We start from the raw sequence: 23,894 nt of genomic DNA, 5'->3' as shown, positions 1-23,894 counted from the left end.
ATTTATTTTCTTGAGAGTTTTAATTTATTTTCTTCTCCCCTAATCAGCCTTTTTATATTCTCCCTATGCCTATATATTACCAAAATAAAGAATAGTATACAGAACCATACACCCAATAGGTCTGCCCTAATATACATCAGTATTGGAAATAATAGGACTCCAAATATAGAGCCCACTGATACATACCTAGTAATCGAAACTAGTATTATAAAAAACAGCATCGCAAACAGTGTTGATAGGGGTGAGATAGCAAGCATAGCTCCATAAGTAGTAGCAACACCCTTACCACCTCTAAATTTTAGAAATACTGGCCAACAATGACCTATCACCACACTAAGAGCTGCCAAATACCTACATAAATCAATGTCTACCCTAAAGTAGCCAGCAATAAAGTAGGCAATTAATACAGCTATAGTCCCCTTGAAATAGTCACCCAAAAAAGTCAGGAGCCCTGCCTTAAAACCAAATACCCTAAGAGCATTTGTAGTGCCTGGATTTTTTGATCCCTTGGTTCTTATATCACTGTCAAATACATACTTGCTAATAATATATGAACTTGATATATTACCTAGCAAATAAGACAAAATAACAATTAAAATATATACTAGCATTGTAAATTCCCCCAACTATCTTCTTTTTTGTTTATAATCAATTCTAATTGAAGTACCCTCATATCCAAAGTTTTCTCTCATCCTATTCTCAATATATCTTGTGTATGAGAAGTGAGTAAGCTCCTTGTCATTTATAAATAGGGTAAATGTAGGCGGTTTTACTCCTGTCTGAGTACCGTAGTATATCTTTAGCCTTCTACCCTTGTCAGACGGTGGCTGGTTAAGCATAACAGCCTCTGCTATTACCTGGTTAAGAACTGATGTAGATACCCTCTTATTCTGCTCGGATGATACATATACAACAGTCTCTAGTATTTTTGCTATTCTCTGGTTAGTTACAGCTGAAACAAATACTATAGGTGCATAGGACATGAATGGGAACTTCTCCCTAATACTCATCTTGTAATTACCCATAGTCTTGTTGTCCTTTTCTACTAGGTCCCACTTGTTGACTACGAATATACATGCCTTCCCTTCATCATGGGCAATACCGGCTATCTTGGTATCCTGTTCAGTAACACCCTCAGTTGCATCTATTACTATAAGTACTACATCAGCCCTATCTACAGCTGACATAGACCTGATTACAGAGAACCTCTCTACATTTTCATATACCTTTGAACGTCTCCTGATACCTGCAGTATCTATTAGGAGGAACTTGTTGTCTCCCTGCTCAAAGTATGTGTCTATGGCATCTCTTGTAGTTCCTGCTATTGGAGATACTATTACCCTCTCCTCACCTAGGATATTATTTAAAATTGAAGATTTACCTGCATTTGGCTTACCAGTTATGGCTACCTTTATCACATCTTCATCGTATTCAGTATTTAAACCATCTGGAAAATTCTTTACGATTTCATCTAGTAAGTCACCAAGACCTATTGCATTGGCTCCTGATACAGCAAATGGCATATCAAGTCCAAGCTCGTAAAAGTCATATACATTGTCCCACTGGCTCTTAGAGTCAATCTTGTTGACAACTAGTAATACTGGCTTGTTAGTCTTTCTAAGTATGTCTGCAACCTCCCTGTCAGCAGCAGTAAGACCGCCCTTACCATCTACTACAAATAGGATTACATGGGCCATATCGACTGCTAGCATAGCCTGGTTTCTCATCTGAGATATGATTATATCATCGGATTCAGGTTCTATACCACCAGTGTCTATTATTGTAAAGTACTTGTTTAACCACTCTACTTCACCAAATATTCTATCTCTTGTGACACCTGGAGTGTCCTCTACTATCGATATCTTCGTTCCTGTCAATTTATTGAATAAGGTAGACTTACCAACATTAGGTCTACCAACTATTGCTACTATCGGTCTATTATCCATATTTTCACTTCCTTTTCTTATATAAATATACGCTCTTTACCACAATATACTATTATACATTATATTCAATCAAATATGTTAAAATTAGCCATATTTAACAAAAATTTTGTCTTGACTTATTCTTCCTCTTGTCTTTTTCTTATTTTTACAAGGTCAAACTCTATCGTAAATTTGGTGCCTAATCCCAGCTCAGACTCTACAAAAATCTTTGCATCCAATGACCTGACTATATGCTTGACTATAGCCAGTCCTAGCCCAGTACCCTCAATATTTTGAGACCTAGACCTAGACACCCTATAAAACCTTTCAAAGATCCTATCTATGTCATCCTTGTCTATACCTATCCCATTGTCCTCTATTTCAAGCACAAGCCTTGTAGCATCTTGCCTATACTTTATTTCTACCTTGCCGCCCTTTTGATTGTACTTGATTCCATTGGTCACTAGGTTTATCAAGAGGTCCTTGAAGTACTCCTTTTGAGTATAGATTAGGTCGTCTATATTTGAGTAGTCAAAATTAACTGATACTGAGTAACGCTCAGCCTTTTCATTTAATAGGTCGCCGACATACTCACTGACTTCCCTAATAGAAAACTCTTCTTTAGTAAGCTCTACTTGACCCTCTATTGACGATATCAAGAGTATATCATTTATCAATATTGTAAGCCTCCTAGACTCATTCTCTATAATATCTAAAAATCTTTTTCTAACCTCTGGGCTGATATCCTCATCCTTACTCTTTAATGTCTCAACAAATCCCTGTATGGAAGTAAGAGGGGTCTTTAATTCATGACTCACATTGGCTGCAAAGTCTCGTCTTACATTTTCAAGCTTCCTCATCTCAGTCACATCTTCAATATTTACAACAGTAGATATGCTCAGGTTGTCTATATCCTGCATTCTGACTGGATCTATCTTGACCCTATATATCCTGTTTCCTTCAACCTTTAACTCCTTGGTTATAGAGTAGTTTATACCTATATTATACACCAAAAAGTCCTTTAGTCCCCCATCTCGTATAACGTCGATTACATATTCACCCTCTACAATAGCTTGTGAATCACAACCTAAGAGTAATTTTGCTTCTTTGTTTGCAAGATATATCTTCTTGTTTATGTCCACGACAAGTATTCCGTTTGTAACAGACTTGATGATAGCATCCAACTGGTCATTCTTACTCTGAACCTCATTGAAATACCTATCTATCATCTTTGCCATCCTATTTAGGTTCTTTGCCAGCCTATTGGTGTACCTAGATTTTGGTATATCCATCCTAGCCTTAAAATCCTTGTTCCTAACCCTATTTGTAAACTTCATCATGGTCTTTGTAAACATCCTAACCTCCATGAAATTCTTGTACATAAATAATATTGCAGTCCAAGAAGCCACTAAAAGGATAGCTATCAAGTATAGTGTTGTTTTCATTTTTTCCCTTTCACTTCAATAAAAATAGGATAATAAATCTAGTTTACTACCCCATAAAAACTTATTTTATTTTGTAGCCAAGCCCACGGATAGTGTCGATAAAATTTTCATCTTCTCCTAGTTTTTTTCTAAGATAACGAATATGGACATCCACAGTTCTAGTCTCTCCAAAATAGTCATAGCCCCATATCTTTTCAAGAATATGTTCTCTGGATATTACCCTACCCTTGTTCTCAAGTAGTAGCTTGAGTATACCATATTCCTTGACAGTTAGGTCTATCAACCTGTCTCTCAAATATACCTCATGCCTATCAAGTTCCAAGATCAAATCTCCAGCTTTTAACTTGTTTGAACCTAGCTTGTTGGTTTTGTTGTTAGAATCTTGCTTATTGTACCTCTTTAGGATATTCTTGACCCTAGCAGACAACTCCTTGATACTAAAGGGCTTGGTCACATAGTCATCCGCCCCTATGGTAAGCCCCTCTAATTTGTCTTCTTCCATGTTCTTGGCAGTCAACATTATAACTGCTATGTCGTCATAGTCTTCATCGCTTCTAATAATATTCAAAAGCTCTATACCACTCATCTTGGGCAACATCCAGTCTAGTAAAACTAGGTCGGGCTTGTCTTGCTTGATTATATCTAGACCGTCAAGACTTGACATAGTGGTTATAACTTCATATCCCTCCAGGCTAAGGTTAAAGTCTAGAAGTTCTAATATATGTTCTTCATCATCTATTATTAATATTCTATCCAAATTTCCCCTCCTAGCATTAAAGTATCTCTATAATTGTACCTATTCTCTTGTCTGTTTTGTTATGAGCTCTATATGAATAAAATAGGTCTGAATTTTCTACAGTACATATATTCAGCTTGTTTATATTTTCTGATTTGACTCCCAAAGCAAGCATTAAAAGTTCGTTAATCCTACCAAGATCTAGATGGTAACTAAAACCTATCTTGTCATATGCAGTCTGCCAATCAGACATAGATATAGACTTTTCTTTCATAAACTCTTCAAACTTGTAGTATAGGTCATCCCCTACCTCAAAATTGCCTAGTCCTATAAAGGGACCTATATAGGCATGTAGGTCGCCCGGTTCAGTATTGTATTCTTTTTCCATCATCGAAATTGACTCTTCAACTATGGAGCCATAAGTACCCCTCCATCCAGCATGAATAGCCGCTACAGCCTTGTTAATAGGGTCTATCAATACTACAGGAACACAATCGGCCGTATATATTATAAGACCAGTATCTTCAATATTGCTAGTCATAGCATCTGCATCTTTGATATAAGTTCTAGTGCTTTCGTCAATTTTTCTGACAAGGTTTGAATGTATCTGATGGTTAGATACTATCCTAGAATTGTTTATACCGACCTGGTCAGCCAGTTGACCTATGTCATCTGAAGACTTGGCATCTATTGATGAAAGTGTATAGGTCAACCTAAAATTATTATTCTTTAGGACTATGCAGTTATCACAAATGTCTATATCACTTAATAAGGCTTCTTCTAATTTATTGTTTGAGAAGAGCCTCTTAACTTTATCGACATCAATCACTTTTTTATTCGTCTTCTCCACCAAACCTATCTCCTCTTTCCTTAAGGATATTTTCTAGCTCATTGACAAAGGTATTTAAGTCCTTAAACTGCCTATATACAGATGCAAACCTAACATAGGCTACCTCATCGACTTCTTTTAGCCTCTCCATCACCATTTCTCCTATCTTCTGTGACTCTATCTCATCAAGAAACATCTTATTTATTTCAGTCTCAATTGAATCCACTAGGTTCTCTATTGTGGCAACGGATACAGGTCTTTTTTCACATGACCTAATTAATCCAAATTTTATCTTATCTCTATCGAATGACTCTCTTCTGCCATCCTTTTTGATCACCATAACAGGTATCATTTCAATTTTTTCATATGTTGTAAATCTTTTCTTGCATTTTTCACATTCACGACGACGTCTTATAGAACCGCTGTCTATGTGCCTTGAGTCTAGCACTTTAGACTCTTTATGTTCACAATAAGGACAAAGCATATTTTCTCCCTTCTGGATACTAGTGATTTTTAACTAGTCCCTCAAAAATACAAAGTATCTGCACCCTCAATTATAAGTTATATTTATAAGGGGTCGTTTTTATAAAAATAGGCTCAACTATAAGCTGAGCCTTTATTCTTAGATATTATTTATTATTTTTTTCTTCTTAAAAATGTAGGTATCACCATATCATCATCACCAGCAGTTACAGGCTCATCGAAACTATTTGTAAATGTCTTTTCTGGTGCTGGTGCTGGCTTAGGCTGTTCAGTTGCCCTTGGTATTTCGTTATACTTTGGTGTAACTGGCTGTGCCTGTCTTCTAAGCTGTGGAGATGTAAATAAATCATCAGCATTGTCCTGTAGGCCGGTAGCAACAACTGTAATCACTATTTCATCACCAAAGTCTTCTCTTGTAGCAGCACCGAATATAATCATTGCATCCGGATCGCACTTCTGTCTTATGATATCAGTCGCTTCACTGACTTCAAGTAGACCAAGGTCTTTACCACCTGTAACGTTGATAAGAACTCCCTTAGCTCCATCTATTGTAGTCTCAAGAAGTGGAGACTCAATAGCCTGCTTAGCTGCAGCAATAGCCCTGTCTTCTCCTGAAGCTGTACCCATACCCATATGAGCAAGTCCCTGGTCCTTCATGATGGCTTCAACGTCTGCGAAGTCTAGGTTGATTAGGGCTGCTTCTGAGATTAGTCCTGATATAGACTGGATACCCTGCTTTAATATATCATCTGCCTTTGAAAGGGCATCTGTAATACTTGTTCTCTTTTCTATTATCTGAAGAATCTTGTCATTTGGTATAGTGATTAATGTATCAACATTCTTTCTTAGCTCTGCTATACCTTCTTCAGCCTTGTTCATCCTTACCCTACCTTCAAATGAGAATGGCTTAGTAACTACCGCTACTGTTAAGGCTCCTACACTCTTGGCTATCTGGGCAACTACTGGAGCAGCACCTGTACCTGTACCACCACCCATACCAGCAGTGATAAATACCATGTCTGTTCCTTCTAATTCTTTCTTGATTTCATCTGCAGATTCTTCAGCTGCCTTCTTACCCTTGTCAGGATTAGCACCAGCTCCCAAACCCTTAGTTAATTTTTCACCTATCTGTAATATATGATCAGCCTTAGATGACTCTAGGGCCTGCTTATCTGTATTTACAGCTACATATTCTACTCCTCTAACACCAGAGTTAATCATTACGTTGACAGCATTATTACCGCCGCCACCTACTCCGATAACTTTAATTTTAGCAGCACCAGTCTGCTCTTCAACAAAGTTCAACATTTGTAAACCCCCATTCGCTTATGTATTATGTCTAATTCATTTTAACTTATCAATTTAATAAATAGTATTTCTCCTAAGTAAAAAGTTTTTGACCCTAATCCTTATGAATTTGGGGAATTTAAACTTTTCAGTTGAAATATAAAGACATTCCGTCTATTCTATGATAACCCATTTTAGTATATAAATGCAATATTTTTTTTAAGTTTTTTACTTATTTAAGGCATTTTCTATATGCTTATATATTATTTTTAGTGCATCAGGCTTTCCAAATTCCTTCGAAGCCTTTGACATGGCTGCCAACCTATCACCATCATTTATTAAGGAGAATATAGCCCTGTCAAGTGACTCTGGATTTAGTTCTTTTTCAGTTATGCATATTCCCGCTCCAGCAGCCTCCAAACTCTTGGCATTGTACTCTTGGTGGTTCTCTGCTGTATAAGCCTTTGGTACTATTATAGCTGGTATACCCACTGCTGTTATCTCAGCAAGGGATATGGCGCCTGCACTACCTATAGTAAGGTCAGCTGCAACCAGGTTATTGGCCATATCATCTAGGTATGGTACTATCTTCTGGTCTTGATCTAGGCTTAGGTGTCCATAGTCAGCCATAAATTTGTCATAGTAGGTCCTACCTGTGGCTACCATAAAGGCTATTTTATCCTCTACCATCTTTGGTAGGGCTAACTTTAGGGCGTCATTGATTTCCTCTGAACCCCCACTACCCCCAGACACTAGGACCATCCTCTTGTCTGTATCTATTCCAAGTTTTTTTCTGGCATCTTCTTTTTTGGTAGTCAATATATCATCTCTGACTGGGTTGCCTGTAAGCCTAAGCTTGCCCCTGACTCCCTCAGCAAACCTCTTATGAGAATCCTCGAAACTAGTCATGACAAAATCCACATTTTTAGACAACATCTTATTTGTCATGCCTGGAAAAGAATTCTGCTCATGGATACAAGTCTTGATTCCCATCTTGCTTGCCCTAAGTACAACAGAGCCACTTACATAGCCTCCTGTGCCGATTACCATGTCAGGCTTAAACTTTTTAATTATTCTTTTTGAGTCAGACAGGGATTTTATAAACATTAGGACTCTTTTTACGTTTTCAAAATCTATCTTTCTCTTAAATCCTTTTACTCTTATATATTCAATATCATATCCGTACTTTGGTACTATTTCAGACTCTATGCCTTCTTTAGTACCCACAAAGAGAATCTCTGCGTCCGGATTATTCTCTTTTATTTTATTTGCAATGGCTATGGCTGGATATACATGACCACCAGTTCCACCACCTGATAATATCACTCTCATAAACTCCTCTTTTCATCTTATCCTATAGACCCTTTAAACAAAATTACTTTTCTAGGTCAGCTACTAGGTTTTTGAACTCCCTACCTCTTTCTTCATAGTTGTTGTACATACCCCAGCTAGCACAAGCAGGAGATAGGAGTACTATATCTTTTTCATTGGCAATTTGGGCTGATTTTTCAACTGCTTCTTTTAGGTCATTAACCCTATAAAGGTCGGTAAAACCATGCTTTCTTGCTGTCTCTTCTATCAAATCTCCAGTCTGACCTAGTATAACAACTGACCTTACATAGTCTTTTGCTATCTCAAAGAGTTCGTTAAAGTCACTACCCTTGTCATAACCACCAGCTATTAGGATTATTGGATCCTTGTAAGATTGGACTGCCTTGATAGTTGAGTCTGGATTAGTTCCCTTTGAATCATTGACATATTTTACACCCTTAACAGTGTCCACATACTCCAACCTATGCTCTACAGCCTTGAAGGTCTTTAGGACTTTGACTAGCACTTCTATTTCTACTCCTAGGGCTAGGGTCAAACCAATGGCAGCCATACAGTTTTCTAGGTTGTGGCCACCTGGTAGGCTTAGTTCGTCTGCCTTTAAAAGGGCAATTTCTTCTATTTCATTGTTGACAATTATATTATTATCGTCATCTAGGTAGATTCCTCTTTCAAACTTGTCTTTTCTTGAGAAAAATACAACATCAGCATGACATCCTTCTGCCATTGACCTTGTAGTAAGATCGTCATAGTTCAGTATACAGACAGTATCGTCAATCTGGTTCTCAAATATTCTCGCCTTGGCCATAGCATAGTTTTCCATTGTGTGGTGTCTATTCAAATGGTCCTCTGTAAGATTAAGAACTGTAGATGCTGTAGGAGAAAACATATCTATGCTCTCAAGCTGGAAGGAAGATAGTTCTGTTACAAGGACAGCACCATCTCCAGCCATTTCAACTGCCTCTATAGCTGGATTGCCTATATTACCTACTACATAAGTCTCAACACCCTGGGCCTTAAATATCTCACCTACTAACGAAGTTGTAGTAGTCTTACCATTTGTTCCGGTTATGCCTACAAACCTAATATTCTTTTTAAGTCCTGCTTGGTAGGCAAGCTCTATCTCACTTATAACCTTTTTTCTATTATTTTTAATGGCCATGATATAATCAAGGTCTAGGGGTACTCCCGGAGATACCACTGCCATATCAATATCTTGTACTTCATCAGTATTAGGATTTCGTCCAAGTATAAATCTAACATCACCCATAGACTCTAATTCTTGACATATACCCTTTAAGTCCTCTTCAGACTTTGAGTCATTGACAACTAGGACAGCACCCTGCCTTAGAAGGTACCTTGCTGCAGCTAGACCAGACCTGGCCATACCAACCACAAGTATTTTTTTATTTTCGTACATATAAAACACCTCTATCTATATACATTTTTGGTATAAAAACAATCATTCAAAGTATATTATATCACAAAAAAATATAAATAAGGGAAATTAACATTAATGTAAGCACTAAAATTATCTACTAACTAATCTGTAACAAGCATGCCCATTAGTATATCTACCTAATCAAAGTATGCTTCCTGATCCGGGTGAAAAATCCTAAGCAAAATCAATGTCTGTAGCATCTGATTACGATAGAAGTCTAGAGGCTTGCTGGTCCATAAGCTTTAATTATTATCTCTCTGTTTCAAAAGTCTCTCGTACTCTGCTTCTAATTCTTCTCTTTCTTCTTTTGGAATCTCACTTGCCAAACGATTATTAATGGCAGTTAATCTAAATTCTATAAGAAAATCATTAGAATTTTTATTTTCTTTCAACTTTTCTCTACAATTTTGATACTGAGCTAGATTGCCCGAAAAACTCTCTATCTTTTTGTTCTTAATGATAATAAGTCCATCCGCTATGTTATTTATAAACGAGACATCGTGGGTCACAAACAGTAGCGGTCTATCATATCCTATCAACAAATCTTCTAACGCTTCAATTGCTCTAATATCCAGGAAGTTCGTTGGTTCATCCATAATTAAAAAATTAAAATCAGATGTGACAAGATTTGCTAGTTTTACCTTTGCTCTTTCCCCATCGCTTAGAACATCTACTTTCTTAAATACCTCATCTTCTTTGAATCCTAACCTAGCTAAAATAATTCTAGTCATCGTTTGATCATAGATTGAGCTTTCAAAAACATTTTCTAATACTGTTTTCTTTTCATCAATAATTTCACCCAACTGACTATAATAGCCAATTTTAAGATTAGGATGACACCATACTTCTTTGTCTACAATCATATTTAAAAGAGTTGTTTTTCCTGAACCGTTATCTCCTAATAAAGCTATCTTTTTGTTATTTGAGATTTCAAGATTAGCATTATCGAAAAGAACTTTATCATCAAAGCTTTTACTTAATTTTTCAGATCTTACTAGTACTTTGGAAAATATTTTATCCTTTTCATCAATAGTTAATTTAATTTCAGCTTCTTCTTTTGGCTTTTCTTTAACTTCAAGCTGATCTATTCTTGATTTAACAGATCTAACTTGCTTATCTAGTTTTTTCTTATTGCCTTGTCCACCCATTTTATGGAGTCTAGCTTCTGAATTCCCCATTCTTTTGGGAGTTGTTCTCACTTTTGACGATTGAACTTTTATGTCATTTGCTATTCCTGTCAATCTTTTCTTTTCATTAACATAGCCTTCGTATTCTTTCTGAGCGAATTTCTTCCTCTTAACTCTTTCATCCAGGTAGAAAGAATAGTCACCATTAAATACTTCTAGTTCTCCATGTGATAATTCAAAAATCTTATCACATGTTTGGTTTATAAAATCACGGTCGTGAGAAATAAGAATATAACCTTTATCTCTATTTCTTAGACTTTCTGCTAACTTTTTCTTCTGTTTAATATCCAAATGAGATGTTGGTTCATCAATCAATAAAAAACTATGTTCATTCGATAAGAGTTTCGCTAGCTTCAGTCTTTGGTATTCACCAGGACTAAATTTTTCCTCTTTATTAAGTTTAGCTTTAACATAGTTATCATGTGAAAATTTTTCTTCTTCATAGTCATTTAAAAGATGGGCTATTTTAATTTGTACATCAATTTTCTCACTGTAGTCTCCATCTTGGCCTATTAGAATTTTAAAGAAACTTGTTTTACCAGCTCCATTATCACCGATTAAACCAATTTTATTGTCTTCTCCAATGGTTAAATTTTTTATTTCAAATAACGTTCTTGTGTTAATTTCTTTTTTTAGATTATCTATATATATCATAAATCCTCCTTATTTTTTGAGAGGACTTAACCTCTCGTATTATTCAAAATAAAATTTATTAATTTTCATCTGTATATACCTCCAAATTCTTTGAAACTTATATCCTTATTTTATCAAACACTTTCATAATTTTAAAATATTATTCATTATTTAGTGAATAAAATCATTCATAATTTTTGTGTTTTAATATGATTTTGTTCCATAAATACTCTATCTATTCAGGTGAATTACTAATACTACAAACTGGGAGTCAATGATTTATTTTTACCCAAAATATGGCATAACTGATTGAAACATAAAAGCAATTACAATTGATAATCCTAAAACAAGAGCAAATTCTTTTGGCTTCCTATATAAGATAATTATACCTAGTATCCATGTGATCACTTCCATAAGGCTATACATATAAAAACCTTGTGATGGGCTAAGGCTAAAAGCCTGAGATAATAATATCCCAATAATGATGCTCGAAATGAAAATTGCAATAGGTCCTTTTCCTTTTGCATACCAACATATGTATGCCATAAAAAATGATCCAAATGACATTACTGTCCATATCATCATATAAGTTCTTGGCAGGAATCCCAAAACAAAATTACTAAACAAATAATAGCCTGACAACATACTTATATAGAACGAAAATGTATTAATTGAAGCTCTTAAAGGTGATTTCGAATAAACAGAAATTATCGTACCTAACAAAATCCATATTGCCAATCTACCAAAGTAATTACTAATATCAAGTTGTTGAAAAATCATTGGTAAGTAGTTACTAGCTGTACCGTCAATCCACTTCTGAAACACACCAAGTGCAAAGCCAAATAATACAAATCCCGCAGTTGCCAATATTTGTTTTGACATATCACCCTTTTGGGGCATTCTTATTTTTTCAAGGAATGCTTTCATTCACTATTCCTCCACAAATTCAAATTTATTTATTCAATTACAAACTAACAGTTATTATTACTTTCCTTCTAATCTTTTAATGCCACTATCACCAAGTTTTTGCAGTGATATTAATTGTGTTCTAGCAAGTTTTCTAAGTTCCATCATTCTTTCTTTTTGCTCCATACCTTTTCCAATAAGAATCGCATTATAACTTTCCATATTGGCAAGTACAAGTAACTCATTCAGACTTGCATAATCTCTCATATTACCTTTTAGATCTGGATTTTCTTCACGCCACTGTTTCGCTCTTTTGTTAAATAAAGCAACATTAAGCATATCTGCTTCACTTGCATATTTATAAGATAACTGTTCGTTGGTAAGATCTTTTAAGAGATATTCTTTGATTGCGTCTGTTTTTTCTACCCATTTCTTAGGTGACAGTGTAAAGGAATTATATCCAGCTTCCGATTTAATTCGGTCGAATTCGACCGAATTGAAATTCATGTTGTTTAAGCTTTCCCATAAACCAAGAAATTCAATTGTATCTTTTCTTCTCATCCAATTTTTAATTACATCACTTGGTTCATCGCTTTTATATCTAGCAATATCCGTAAGACTTATATAGTCATTTTTAAAGTCTTCAGTATAAATCTGAATAGCAAATCCTTTTGCTTCAATCGTCTCTTTTTTTACCTTAGACATATAAGTTCCTCCTTTATGCTGATGTACTGTTTAGAATATTTATTTTCATAATAACTGCTCTAAACAGCACACCAACTATTTATTTTTTTATAATAGCTTTTATGAAACATTCTCCACAAAACCACTGTTTGTATTTTTCATCAACCTTTTCCTCATCCTTTAACGCAAAAAATGGTAAAGGGTGTGAAAAAGAAATTAGCATTCCACATATCTCTTCAAACAAATCTCCCTCATCTGAAACATTAATATTCAACTCATCACATATTGGAAATAAGGGTTCATCATCATTATCATAAGCACCAAAATAAAATTCTTCATGATACTTTGGAATACCACATAAGTCTCCACAAATTATTGCACGAATCATATAAATCTCAGAAAATAGACTTTCTTCCTCATTTTCTGGAATTGAGCAATGTTTTATCATAACTTTAGATAAGTCGATACCAAACTTCTCAAAGAAATATTTTTGCTCTAAAGTTAATATATCACTTATATTTATATTATCATCACATTCATTACCTTCTGAGCAAAATTTTTTGTAATAATCTTGTGTAGCATCAATATCTATGCTTATTTCCCAATCCCCGAACTTTTCAAACTTTTTCAACTAACTTCTCCTAACTTCAAAAATTTTTCAAATCATTATGTTAAATATTCATATTATTTCCTTTTATTGTCTTCATGATAACATTCTAACTATAACTAGTCAATAATATTTATTAAAATGCAAAAAAACGGACTAGGGGAAAATCCTCTAATCCGAATATTTATAGGTATTTTATTATTAACATAATCTATGATTTTTACTAAACCTTCTACACTATATCTTATAGATCCATTAAAACATGGCTACTACTCCGATTATAGCAAGTAGGGCTGCCACCAACCAGAAGATAAATACTACCTTAGTCTCTGGCCACCCACACTGTTCGTAGTGGTGGTGAAGGGGCGCCATCTTAAATACTCTCTTTCTTGTCTTCTTGAAATAAAGTACCTGTATTATAACTGATAGGGCCTCAGCAAAGTATATGCCTCCAACTATCGGTATCAGTAGGGCTGAATTGGTAAATAGGGCAAAGGCTGTAACTGCACCACCAAGTGCCATAGAACCAGTATCTCCCATAAATACCTTGGCTGGGTTGACATTGAACCACATAAAACCTATACAGGCTCCAAGAGTTGCAGCTGCAAATTGGCTTATCTCTACATTCTGCACAACTATAAAGGCAAATATTGTAAAGAACAATGCAACTATTGCTGTTATACCAGATGCTAGTCCATCTAGTCCGTCTGTTAGGTTAACTGCATTTACAGTACCTAGGACTACTATCATCATAAATGGAATATAGGCAATACCTATATTTATCTCAGCCTGGACAAATGGAACAATAAACTGACTACCATCTCCTACGACCTTATACTGGTAGTATGAAACAGCAAAGGCAAGAATCACCTGTAATAGAATTTTCTGCTTGGCTGTCAGTCCTAGAGACCTAGTCATCTTGATCTTCACAAGGTCATCCATCAGACCTATTAGACCAAATCCTAGCATACACAAGAGCGCCATCAAAACATTGGCATTAATGCCCGCTCTCAACAATGTAACCGCTGTAATAGCAACCATAAACATGACTCCACCCATTGTTGGTGTTCCATTCTTCTTTAGGTGGGACTGGGGACCATCGTCTCTTACAGTCTGTCCAAATTTCATCTTGTGCAATACTGGTATCAAGAAAGGTCCCATAACCATAACTAGGATATATGACATCAATACAGTAATTGCTATACTTCTAAATCCAATCATTTACTATTTTGCCTCCTTCAAATAGTTGACTATATCTTCAAAAGCCATCCCTCTAGATGCTTTGACAAGTATAGCATCCTGATCTTCAAGTATGTTTTTCAAATCTTCTATCAACTCTTCTTTTGTATCAAAATGGTATATATTGCTTAGGTCAAATCCATGTTCCTGAGCCTCAATACCTATAAACCTAGCAGCCTTTCCCTGAGTTATTATAACGTCAGACCTTCTGACTGACTGTAGGCCGACCCTTCTGTGGCCTTCTTCTTCATAGTCTCCCATCTCAAGACAGTCTCCCAAGATAGCAACCTTTCTCCTGTCCTTATTTAAGGCAAGTACCTTTAGAGAAGCTATCATAGAATCTGGGCTTGCATTGTATACATCATTTATGACAAGGTACTTACCAGTATCTATAATATTTTGTCTGTCACCAGTGGCAACAAAATTCATAAGACCCTGTCTGATCTCATCAATGTTCATACCTAGTCTTAGGCCAACCAAGATAGCTGACATGGCATTGTATACATTGTGTTCTCCAACGGTAGGTATAGAGAACTCCTCTTCCTTATCTTCAATCTTGACTACAAAGTTAGTCTTGTTGTCAAGATTTTCAATAGACTTAAGGACTATTGTATTTTTCCAATCCTTACCAAAGCTACAAAGTGAGTAGCTAATAGCGTCTTTTTCAGCCCTTAGCTTGGATAGGTATTCATCGTCTCCATTTACAATCAGGCAACTATCCTCAGAGAAATAGTCACTTATCTCCATCTTGGCCTTGAATATGCCCTCTTGAGATCCTAGATGTTCTATGTGTGATGTACCTATATTAGATATAACAGCTATGTCTGGTCTCACTATATCAGCTAGGTAGTCTATTTCACCAAAACCTGACATACCCATTTCAATAACCGCACACTCATATGAACTATCTAGGTTGAAAATTGTAAGTGGAACTCCAAACTGATTGTTTAAGTTCTTCTCATTTTTTAAAGTCCTAAACTTGTTTGACACAACAGCATATACCATGTCCCTAGTTGTAGTCTTACCTACACTACCTGTTATACCGACAACTGGTATGTCAAACTTATTCTTATAGTATTTTGCAAGTTGTCCCATAGCTAGTTCAGTATTGTCTACACAAACTATACTAGATCCATCTAGCTGGTCTAAAATATCCAATTCTTGACTAACCATAAAAGTCCTGCAACCAAGATCATAGGCAGACTTGATATACTTGTGTCCATCAGTATTCTCACCTATAATGGCTATAAACATAGTATCCGGTCCAGCCTGTCTACTGTCTATAACAATAGAACTAAGACTAGCCTCAAGGTCTCCTATGACTAATCTTCCATTTGACTTTTGACCCCTTGTAGCTTCTAGCACTTCTTTGATTTTTAAGCTAATCATTTCTTGCCTCCATCTAAATATATTACTTCCTAATCACTATTTTTTCTCTGCAACCCTTAGCTTGGCACTCCTAGAGCGTGGGTTGACCTCTATCTCTTGTTTACTTGGTAGAATAGGCTTTCTAGTAATTATCTTAACCTCGCTGACCTTGTCACATGAACAAAATGGTAGTTCTGGTGGACAGATACAGTCTAAACTCAAGTACTTATACTCATTTTTCACTATCCTGTCCTCCAAAGAATGGAAGGTAATAATACATATCCTTCCCCCAGGATTCATCATGGATACTGAATCATCTATCATCTTTTTGATGACACCAAGCTCATTATTTACCTCGATTCTAATGGCCTGGAAAGTCCTTTTGGCTGGATGTGGACCATCTATTCTAGCCTTTTTAGGTATGGCCTTTTTGATGATGTCCACCAACTCAAAAGTAGTATTTATATCTTTTTCTTTTCTCTCTTCTACAATAAACTGGGCAATTCTACTGGCCCAATTTTCTTCCCCGTAGTCTTTGATAATCCTATGTAGGTCTTCCTGTGAATAAGTATTTACAACATCCCAGGCAGACATAGAATTTCTATCATCCATTCTCATATCCAAGGATGCATCATTCATATAGGAAAAGCCCCTGAACGCTTCATCCAATTGGTGGGAAGACACACCTAGATCTGCAAGAACACCATCGATACTGTCGATGTTTCTTTCAAGGAGTTCTTCTTTAATATTCTCGAAATTGCTATGGACTAGGATTACCCTGTCTTTAAACTCTGCTAGTCTTTCTTTGGCTACATTGATGGCGTTTATATCCTGGTCAAAACATATCAGACGTCCATTTTCACCCAAACGCTTGGCAATTTCCTTGCTATGGCCTGCTCCACCCATAGTGCAATCCACATAGGTACCGTCTGGATTAATATTTAAATTGTCAATACACTCATCCAATAATACTGACACGTGCTTAAATTCCATCTTTACACCTCTTTTTTAATATAAAATGCAGGCAAAGTCCAAAAGCAATGCCTAATAGACTTACAAACTGAGCCATTCTTATAGGACCAAACATAAGTGAATCTGTCCTAAGCCCCTCTATAAAGAACCTTCCAAAAGAATACACAGTCATATATACTGCCATCAGTTGTCCCTGGTATTTCTTGTTCTTTCTAAGCTTCATTAAGACTGCAAATAGGACAAGGTTCCATATAGATTCATATAGAAAAGTAGGGTGTACTTTTTGTCCATCTACAATTATACCCCATGGTAGGTCTGTTGGTCCACCGTGGGCCTCCTTATTGATAAAGTTGCCCCACCTACCTATTGCCTGGGCAAGGGGTAGTCCTAGTACAACTATATCCATCAGCTTGAAGAAATCCAGTTTTTTTATTTTTGAATATATAAAAGCAGTAAGTAGACCTGCTATAATTCCACCGTGAATAGCTAGACCACCGCCCCTGATATTGAATATCTCAGACAAGTTGCCAGCATAGTCCTGCCATGAAAATATAACATAATAGGCCCTTGCACCAATTATTCCAATAGGTATCATAAATAGGCAAAGATCCATTATATAGTCTTCGTTATAACCTACTCTTTTAGCTTCTTTTGTGGCTATAAATACAGCTAGCATCATACCTATCGCAATCAATATTCCATACCACATAACGTCTATGCCCCATAGGCTAAATGCTACTCTATCCATCTTACCTCCAAAATTTCTTAACACTTCTTTAATACATATGGCTTATACAAACAGGCTTTTGACTATAAAGCTTATAAATATATCCCTTATTGCCAGTCAAACAATAGATTATTGGCTATAGAACTAGCCAATAACCTATTATATAACAAATTTATAAATTTTACTAGTTATCCTTTTTAGGACTAACTATAGATATGACACTCATATCCTCTTTAAAATATTCTCTCAACCTAGCATCTATCTCTTCAAGTTCTATACTCTTAAGTACTTCCAAATAGTCTAAGAAGTTTATCCCCCTAAAGGAATATGATAATAGGTTGTGAGCTACATAGCTAATTGAGTCAAAGGACTTTAAGAAACCACCTATTTTTTTCTTCTTGTTGATTTCAAATTCACTCTTGTCTATGCCCTTTTGTCTCAAATCCAATATATAGTCATCAACTACTGACTTTAACCTTCTAGGATCCTTTGATGAACCTGAAACCAAGGCATAAGAGTAGTCCTTCTGTGCAAGGTAGCCACCATTTAGGTTGCCCATGACAAGGCCCTGCTCATATAGTTGGTTATATAAGTCTCCACTTTCGGAAAATATGATGTCGTACAAGATATCACTCACTATCTCTTTTCTAAGTACATCTTCCGGCTTAGTCTTGTCCACTATATCCTTGTATCCTATATAGAACATAGGCATGGAAACCTTGAACTCTTCCTCAATTTCTTTTTTATTTATCTTGTCGGGCTCTTTTGGCATAAATCTCTTAATATTTTTTTCAACCATCAAGTCATTCTTATTAGATGCTTTGACAGATTTTATTATTTGATCTGGATCCAAATCACCCACTATAAATAGCTTCATATTTGAAGGGTTGTAAAAAGTCCTATAGCACTTATATAGCTCTTCTGGATTAATTTCCTGAATCGACTCGACACTACCAGCTATATCTATATTGACATGGTGGTCTGAGTACATGGCCTTTAGGCAGTTCATGTAGACATTCCACTCTGGATCATCATTGTACATCTTTATTTCTTGGGCTATTATACCCTTCTCCTTATTGACATTCTTGTCTGTATAATAAGGTGTCTGTACATAGTCTATCAAATGCTCCAAAGACTCATAGAAGTTATCTGTTGCAGAGAATAGATAAGCAGTCATATTGAAACCAGTAAAGGCATTGGCACTCGCACCAAATGCAGAGAACTTATCAAATGCATTGGTCTCATCTGGTTGTTCAAACATCTTATGTTCTAAGAAATGGGCTATACCATCACTCACCCTTATCCTCTCATTTTCTCCAATCGGAAGAAATTCCAGGTCTACAGACCCAAAATCAACACCTAGTATCGCATACTTATTTACAAAGCCCTTTTTTCTCAAATAATATACCTCAAGACCATTGTCCATAGTCTCTGAATATAGCTCTTCATTAATAATTTCGTTGTATACTCTCTTCATCCTAGACCTCCTATCTCAAGAAATACACTGTATCTTCAATTACTTCTTGTGATACGTCTATTATATCTTGTCTGGTAACCTTGGAAACATAAGCTATAACCTGGTCCAATGTCAGGTCATTTCTCGATATGTGCTGGTTGTATATAAAATCTGTCTCTCCAGATATAGAATCATATCCAGCCTTCATAGAGTTTATTATGCTTCTTTTTGCATTTTCTATTTCAAGGTCAGTAAAGTTACCCAACTTGACATCTTCTAATTCTTTTCTTATAAGTTTAAGAGCACGATCGTACTGGTCAGGGTCTATACCTGAGTTGACCATCATAAGTCCCTTACACTTTTCAAGACCAGAATTTGCATAATAGCATATAGATTCTTTTTCTCTTACATTGTTAAATAGCTTAGAGTGGGGACCTCCTCCAAAAATAGAATTTGCTACTAAAAGACTATAGTATTTATCAAATTCTTGGTGGTCTACATTAGTTCTGTGACCTATGACCAACTTGCCCTGCTTGTTGCCAAAGTCTTCCTGGAAATACCTAGTTTCCTTTGGCTTGTTCAGGTAGTTAGAACGCCTGATTTCCTCTATATTGCCCCTCTTAAACCTAAACTTTTCCCTGCAAATTCTCTCTACATATTCCTCATCAAAGTCCCCTTCGACAACAACAAAAATAGGAGATGTCTCAACCAGTCTCTTATATATATCATACATTTGTTCTGGACTTATGGAGTCAATGTCTTCTACATAACCGCTAGAGTTGATTGCATACGGCTCGCCCTCGCACATGAGGCTGATACACTTAGATGATGCGTAGGCTTTTTTATCGTTTATCTTTGATTCTATCTCTTCTCTTAAGTTTTCCTTTTCTATATCTATAGCCTTTGGATTCAACTTAGAATCTACAACCAAGGGATTGAGCACAATTTCATTTACAAAGTCTATGACGTCCTCAAATATAGGCTGGTCTAAATAAGCATCGGATATAGTCAAAAACTTAAAAGAAATTAGCAACTTTTCTCCATGCTTTGACACACCATTTGTCATAGACATTCCGTACAGGTCATCCAATCTCATGGATACCTGCTTCATATTCTGGTACTTCTTAGTTCCAACCACCATCATATTCGATAACAGGGATAGGGCTGTCACTTCTGACCTGTCTATATTTCTTTCAAAATAAACGGATACCAAATTAGATTTAAATTTTTCATTTTTAATGAGTCCCAGTGTCAGGCCATCATCCAACTTTATTTTTCTAATATTTGACATTTCGTCACCTTCTTTACTTTATCACTTATTTGGCAGTCTAAATTTTCAATTTATTTTTTTACAAACCTTATATGACGTAGGGGTAGCTTGTTCTCTATGTCTGTACCCTTGATATTTATTGAGTCTATATTGGCTATATCATTTAGGGCCATAACGTCTTTTATATTATTATAGGAAATATTAAGTGATTCAAGCCTCCTAAGGCCTTCTAGTGGCCATATATCCTCGACTTTATTCTTATGAAAATCCAATATTTCAAGTTTAGAACACTCTTTAAGAGGACTGATATCCTCAACTTCATTATTGCCCATATAAAGCAACCTAAGGTTTGTAGCTTTTTCTATTCCACCTAAGTTTGTTATACCCTTATTATCTAGGTCTAATAAATCAAACTTATCCATCATCTCCTGAGTGACTTCACTACCATCAAAAGACTTGTCAATTTTGTCTCTATAGTTTTCTATTATTGCATTTTTCAAATTGTCACACTTAAATTCCACAAACATAATAATATACCTCCTAAAATCACAAAACCACTGGCTGATTCTACTAGTAAACCTAAGACAATAAGCCAGTTTTCTATTTACTTTTAACAGTCTATCCTAATTGCCCTTATACATTAAACTTGAATAGTATAACGTCTCCGTCTTTAACTATATATTCCTTACCTTCAAGTCTTACTAGTCCCTTTTCCTTGGCTGCTGCCATAGTTCCATGCTCAATAAGATCCTCATAAGCTATTGTTTCAGCCTTGATAAATCCTCTTTCTATATCTGAGTGGATCTTTCCTCCAGCTTCTGGTGCCTTAGCTCCATTTCTTATAGTCCAAGCCCTTACTTCCTGAACACCTGCTGTTAGGAATGATATAAGTCCTAGTAGGTGGTATGATGACTTGATCAACTTGTCTAGACCTGACTGTTCAAGTCCTAGAGTCTCTAAGAACTCTAATTTTTCTTCATCAGTTTCAAGTTCAGATATTTCAGCCTCAATCTGGGCACAGATTACAACAACCTCTGAATTTTCAGTTGCTGCAAATTCTCTAACAGCTGCCACCATCTGGTTGTCAGCACCATCATTTGCTAAGTCATCTTCAGATACGTTAGCTACGTATATTACAGGCTTTGAAGATAATAGGTCTAGTCCATTTACAAACTTCCACTCGTCTTCACTAAGGTCCATAGTTCTTATTGACTTACCTTCTTCAAGGGTTTCCTTCAAGTTCTTTAGTATGTCTAATTCACCCTGTAGAGTCTTGTCTGCCTTTAGGGCCTTTGTTGTCTTTGTAATCCTTCTATCTAGTATTTCCATATCTGAGAATATAAGTTCAAGGTTTATTGTTTCAATATCCCTAAGAGAGTTGATTGATCCATCAACGTGAACTACATTTGAGTCTTCAAAACATCTTACAACGTGAACTATGGCATCTACTTCTCTTATGTTTGATAGGAACTTGTTACCAAGACCTTCACCCTTTGACGCACCCTTTACTAGACCTGCTATGTCTACAAACTCTATAGCAGTCTGCACTATCTTCTTAGAGTTGTATAGGTCCTTTAGGACATTTAGTCTCTGGTCTGGCACTGATACCACACCTACATTTGGGTCTATTGTACAGAATGGGTAGTTTGCTGATTCAGCACCCGCCTGTGTTATTGCATTAAAAAGGGTACTCTTACCAACATTGGGTAAACCCACTATACCTAATTTCATATATTACTTCCTCCAATTTCAATTTATATAATTAATACTTTTATTTATATAATCCATATCTCAATTTAACTTATTATATATACTATTTCATTCTATATTCTATTTTATTCTATATTCTATACAATTCATATATAAATATGATATTATCTGTTTGATCTGTTTTCCATAACCTTTTTACCAGCCTTGATAACCTCAGCCTTTTCGTCATAGAATACCCTTTGACCATGGATGTACTGGTATTTTTCATGACCCTTACCAGTCACAAGCACCATATCTCCATCCTCAGCCATCTCTAGGGCCTTGTAAATAGCCTCTGCCCTATCTACAACCTTATGCACTTCAGAATCTGACCCAACATATGACTCAGCTATCTCATCTATTATCTTCATTGGGTCTTCGTCATCTGGATTGTCAGTTGTTATTATTGAAACATCACATAATCTAGCTGCAACATCACCTAACTCTTTTCTTCTGATGGCTGCCCTACCACCTATTGATCCATATACACATATCATCCTATTGTGGTCATACTTTAAAAGAGTATCAAGTACATTTTCAAGACTTAGACCATTGTGGGCATAATCAAGTATTACAGTTGCATTGTCAAGCACAGGTATAACCTCTACCCTGCCATCAACCTTTGCATCTGATAGGGCCTCTAGCATCTTGTCCTTGTCTATACCAAAATGGTCACACACGCCTATTACAGCAAGGGCATTGTAGATTGAGAACTCTCCAGGAGAACAGATATGAGTCCTTACAGTATCCTGGTCCTTTAGCTTGTAGTCAAAATCAACACCCAAGCTAGCACTAGACCTAGTAAGCTCAATATTACCAGCCTTGATATCAGATTCCTTGTCTATAGAAAAACCACAAGTAGGACACTTAGCATGGTCTACCATATACTGGGCGTTTTCGTCGTCCACATTTATGATTCCATACTTGCATAGTCCAAACAATCTTGACTTACACTCCCTGTAGTGTTCAAATGTAGGGTGTTCCTTAGGTCCTATATGGTCAGGAGATAGGTTGGTATATACACCTATATCAAAATCTATATCGTCTACCCTACCCATCATAAGTCCACTTGAAGATACCTCCATGGCTACACATTCAACTCCTGCATCCAGCATTTCCTTTATAGTCTTTTGTAGTTCGTATGATTCTGGAGTAGTGTTAAGAGTCTTTTCAGCAACATCATTGTAGAATACTCCATTTGTACCTATAACACCTGTGTTCATACCCGATTTAGTAAGGACAGTCTTTATGTAGTTACTAATAGTTGTCTTTCCCTTTGTTCCAGTTATACCAACAACCTTAAGCTTTTTTGTAGGCTCAGAGAAGAATATTGCTGACATTCTTGATAGGACCCTTCTGCTATCAGGTACTATTATCTTTATTGCATCATCTTCTATTTCAAGGTCATGATTGATTATAAAGACCCTAGAGCCCTTGTCATAGGCTCCCTTTATGTAGTCATGTCCATCTACTGTTTCGCCCTTGATAGCCACAAATATGCTATCTTTTACAGCCTTTCTAGAATCGTATACTATATCGCTGATTTCTATATCTTCTAACTGACTTTCCTTAATGTTGCTTATATACTCTATATCTTTCAATAGGTCTTTTAGTTTCATTA

Annotated in this window: 22 protein-coding genes; all 22 read right to left on the bottom strand. The window is 36.0% G+C overall.

The features are described 5' to 3' along the window. Positions 1–2 precede the first annotated feature (2 nt). The 22 genes from plsY to F823_RS0102645 all read right to left on the bottom strand — a co-directional run bounded on the left by plsY (position 3) and on the right by F823_RS0102645 (position 23,892). The gene (gene plsY, locus F823_RS0102750) at positions 3–611 is read right to left on the bottom strand and encodes a glycerol-3-phosphate 1-O-acyltransferase PlsY (protein WP_002844819.1); all 609 of its coding nucleotides are present in this window, start codon (positions 609–611) and stop codon (positions 3–5) included. A gap of 15 nt (positions 612–626) precedes the next feature. After that, positions 627–1,946 (bottom strand): ribosome biogenesis GTPase Der, encoded by a 1,320-nt coding sequence (der, locus tag F823_RS0102745; protein WP_002844817.1) that lies wholly within the window; start codon positions 1,944–1,946, stop codon positions 627–629. Positions 1,947–2,062: 116 nt separating this feature from the next. Further along, on the bottom strand, positions 2,063–3,370 hold the full coding sequence (locus tag F823_RS0102740; protein WP_002844815.1) for a sensor histidine kinase: 1,308 nt from the start codon (positions 3,368–3,370) through the stop codon (positions 2,063–2,065). Between the two features lie 61 nt (positions 3,371–3,431). Beyond that, complete coding sequence (locus F823_RS0102735; RefSeq protein WP_002844813.1) at positions 3,432–4,127, bottom strand: response regulator; 696 nt, start codon at positions 4,125–4,127, stop codon at positions 3,432–3,434. 16 nt (positions 4,128–4,143) lie between these two features. Further along, a complete protein-coding gene (gene pgeF, locus F823_RS0102730; protein ID WP_002844811.1) occupies positions 4,144–4,956 on the bottom strand; it encodes a peptidoglycan editing factor PgeF in 813 nt (270 codons plus the stop codon). Then, a complete protein-coding gene (nrdR, locus tag F823_RS0102725; RefSeq protein ID WP_002843806.1) occupies positions 4,940–5,419 on the bottom strand; it encodes a transcriptional regulator NrdR in 480 nt (159 codons plus the stop codon). Before nrdR ends, pgeF begins: the two co-directional genes overlap by 17 nt. Positions 5,420–5,571: 152 nt before the next feature. Further along, positions 5,572–6,726, bottom strand: a complete 1,155-nt coding sequence (ftsZ, locus tag F823_RS0102720) for a cell division protein FtsZ (protein ID WP_002843760.1) — start codon at positions 6,724–6,726, stop codon at positions 5,572–5,574. A gap of 207 nt (positions 6,727–6,933) precedes the next feature. Beyond that, positions 6,934–8,037, bottom strand: a complete 1,104-nt coding sequence (gene murG, locus F823_RS0102715) for an undecaprenyldiphospho-muramoylpentapeptide beta-N-acetylglucosaminyltransferase (RefSeq protein WP_002844808.1) — start codon at positions 8,035–8,037, stop codon at positions 6,934–6,936. A gap of 43 nt (positions 8,038–8,080) precedes the next feature. Beyond that, the gene (gene murD, locus F823_RS0102710; RefSeq protein ID WP_002844806.1) at positions 8,081–9,454 is read right to left on the bottom strand and encodes a UDP-N-acetylmuramoyl-L-alanine--D-glutamate ligase; all 1,374 of its coding nucleotides are present in this window, start codon (positions 9,452–9,454) and stop codon (positions 8,081–8,083) included. A gap of 263 nt (positions 9,455–9,717) precedes the next feature. Beyond that, the gene (gene abc-f, locus F823_RS0102705) at positions 9,718–11,316 is read right to left on the bottom strand and encodes a ribosomal protection-like ABC-F family protein (protein ID WP_019595352.1); all 1,599 of its coding nucleotides are present in this window, start codon (positions 11,314–11,316) and stop codon (positions 9,718–9,720) included. 264 nt (positions 11,317–11,580) lie between these two features. Beyond that, positions 11,581–12,222, bottom strand: coding sequence for a DUF6518 family protein (locus F823_RS0102700; protein WP_002844792.1), 642 nt, complete (start codon positions 12,220–12,222; stop codon positions 11,581–11,583). Positions 12,223–12,279: 57 nt separating this feature from the next. Then, positions 12,280–12,906, bottom strand: a complete 627-nt coding sequence (locus F823_RS0102695; RefSeq protein ID WP_002844790.1) for a KilA-N domain-containing protein — start codon at positions 12,904–12,906, stop codon at positions 12,280–12,282. Between the two features lie 79 nt (positions 12,907–12,985). Beyond that, positions 12,986–13,516, bottom strand: coding sequence for a hypothetical protein (locus F823_RS0102690; RefSeq protein ID WP_002844789.1), 531 nt, complete (start codon positions 13,514–13,516; stop codon positions 12,986–12,988). Between the two features lie 231 nt (positions 13,517–13,747). Further along, positions 13,748–14,713, bottom strand: a complete 966-nt coding sequence (gene mraY, locus F823_RS0102685; protein ID WP_002843721.1) for a phospho-N-acetylmuramoyl-pentapeptide-transferase — start codon at positions 14,711–14,713, stop codon at positions 13,748–13,750. Positions 14,714–14,716: 3 nt separating this feature from the next. After that, positions 14,717–16,120: a UDP-N-acetylmuramoyl-tripeptide--D-alanyl-D-alanine ligase gene (locus F823_RS0102680; RefSeq protein WP_019595351.1), complete on the bottom strand. Its 1,404-nt coding sequence runs from the start codon at positions 16,118–16,120 to the stop codon at positions 14,717–14,719. Positions 16,121–16,156: 36 nt separating this feature from the next. Continuing rightward, the gene (rsmH, locus tag F823_RS0102675; RefSeq protein ID WP_002843851.1) at positions 16,157–17,092 is read right to left on the bottom strand and encodes a 16S rRNA (cytosine(1402)-N(4))-methyltransferase RsmH; all 936 of its coding nucleotides are present in this window, start codon (positions 17,090–17,092) and stop codon (positions 16,157–16,159) included. Next, positions 17,082–17,819 (bottom strand): prolipoprotein diacylglyceryl transferase, encoded by a 738-nt coding sequence (gene lgt / locus F823_RS0102670; RefSeq protein ID WP_002844785.1) that lies wholly within the window; start codon positions 17,817–17,819, stop codon positions 17,082–17,084. Before lgt ends, rsmH begins: the two co-directional genes overlap by 11 nt. 163 nt (positions 17,820–17,982) lie before the next feature. Further along, positions 17,983–19,275: an EF-P 5-aminopentanol modification-associated protein YfmH gene (gene yfmH / locus F823_RS0102665; RefSeq protein ID WP_002844784.1), complete on the bottom strand. Its 1,293-nt coding sequence runs from the start codon at positions 19,273–19,275 to the stop codon at positions 17,983–17,985. Between the two features lie 10 nt (positions 19,276–19,285). Beyond that, the gene (gene yfmF, locus F823_RS0102660; RefSeq protein ID WP_002844783.1) at positions 19,286–20,545 is read right to left on the bottom strand and encodes an EF-P 5-aminopentanol modification-associated protein YfmF; all 1,260 of its coding nucleotides are present in this window, start codon (positions 20,543–20,545) and stop codon (positions 19,286–19,288) included. Positions 20,546–20,595: 50 nt separating this feature from the next. After that, positions 20,596–21,051 (bottom strand): leucine-rich repeat domain-containing protein, encoded by a 456-nt coding sequence (locus F823_RS0102655; RefSeq protein ID WP_002843741.1) that lies wholly within the window; start codon positions 21,049–21,051, stop codon positions 20,596–20,598. A gap of 106 nt (positions 21,052–21,157) precedes the next feature. Continuing rightward, positions 21,158–22,255 carry a redox-regulated ATPase YchF gene (ychF, locus tag F823_RS0102650; RefSeq protein ID WP_002844781.1) on the bottom strand — a complete coding sequence of 366 codons (1,098 nt, stop codon included), beginning with the start codon at positions 22,253–22,255 and terminating at the stop codon, positions 21,158–21,160. 143 nt (positions 22,256–22,398) lie between these two features. Next, positions 22,399–23,892, bottom strand: coding sequence for a UDP-N-acetylmuramoyl-L-alanyl-D-glutamate--2,6-diaminopimelate ligase (locus tag F823_RS0102645; protein WP_019595350.1), 1,494 nt, complete (start codon positions 23,890–23,892; stop codon positions 22,399–22,401). Positions 23,893–23,894: the final 2 nt, after the last annotated feature.

This window comes from Peptostreptococcus anaerobius VPI 4330 = DSM 2949 (assembly GCF_000381525.1).
GTDB classification, from domain to species: Bacteria; Bacillota; Clostridia; order Peptostreptococcales; family Peptostreptococcaceae; genus Peptostreptococcus; species Peptostreptococcus anaerobius.
This window is presented reverse-complemented; position numbering and strand designations above follow the sequence as displayed.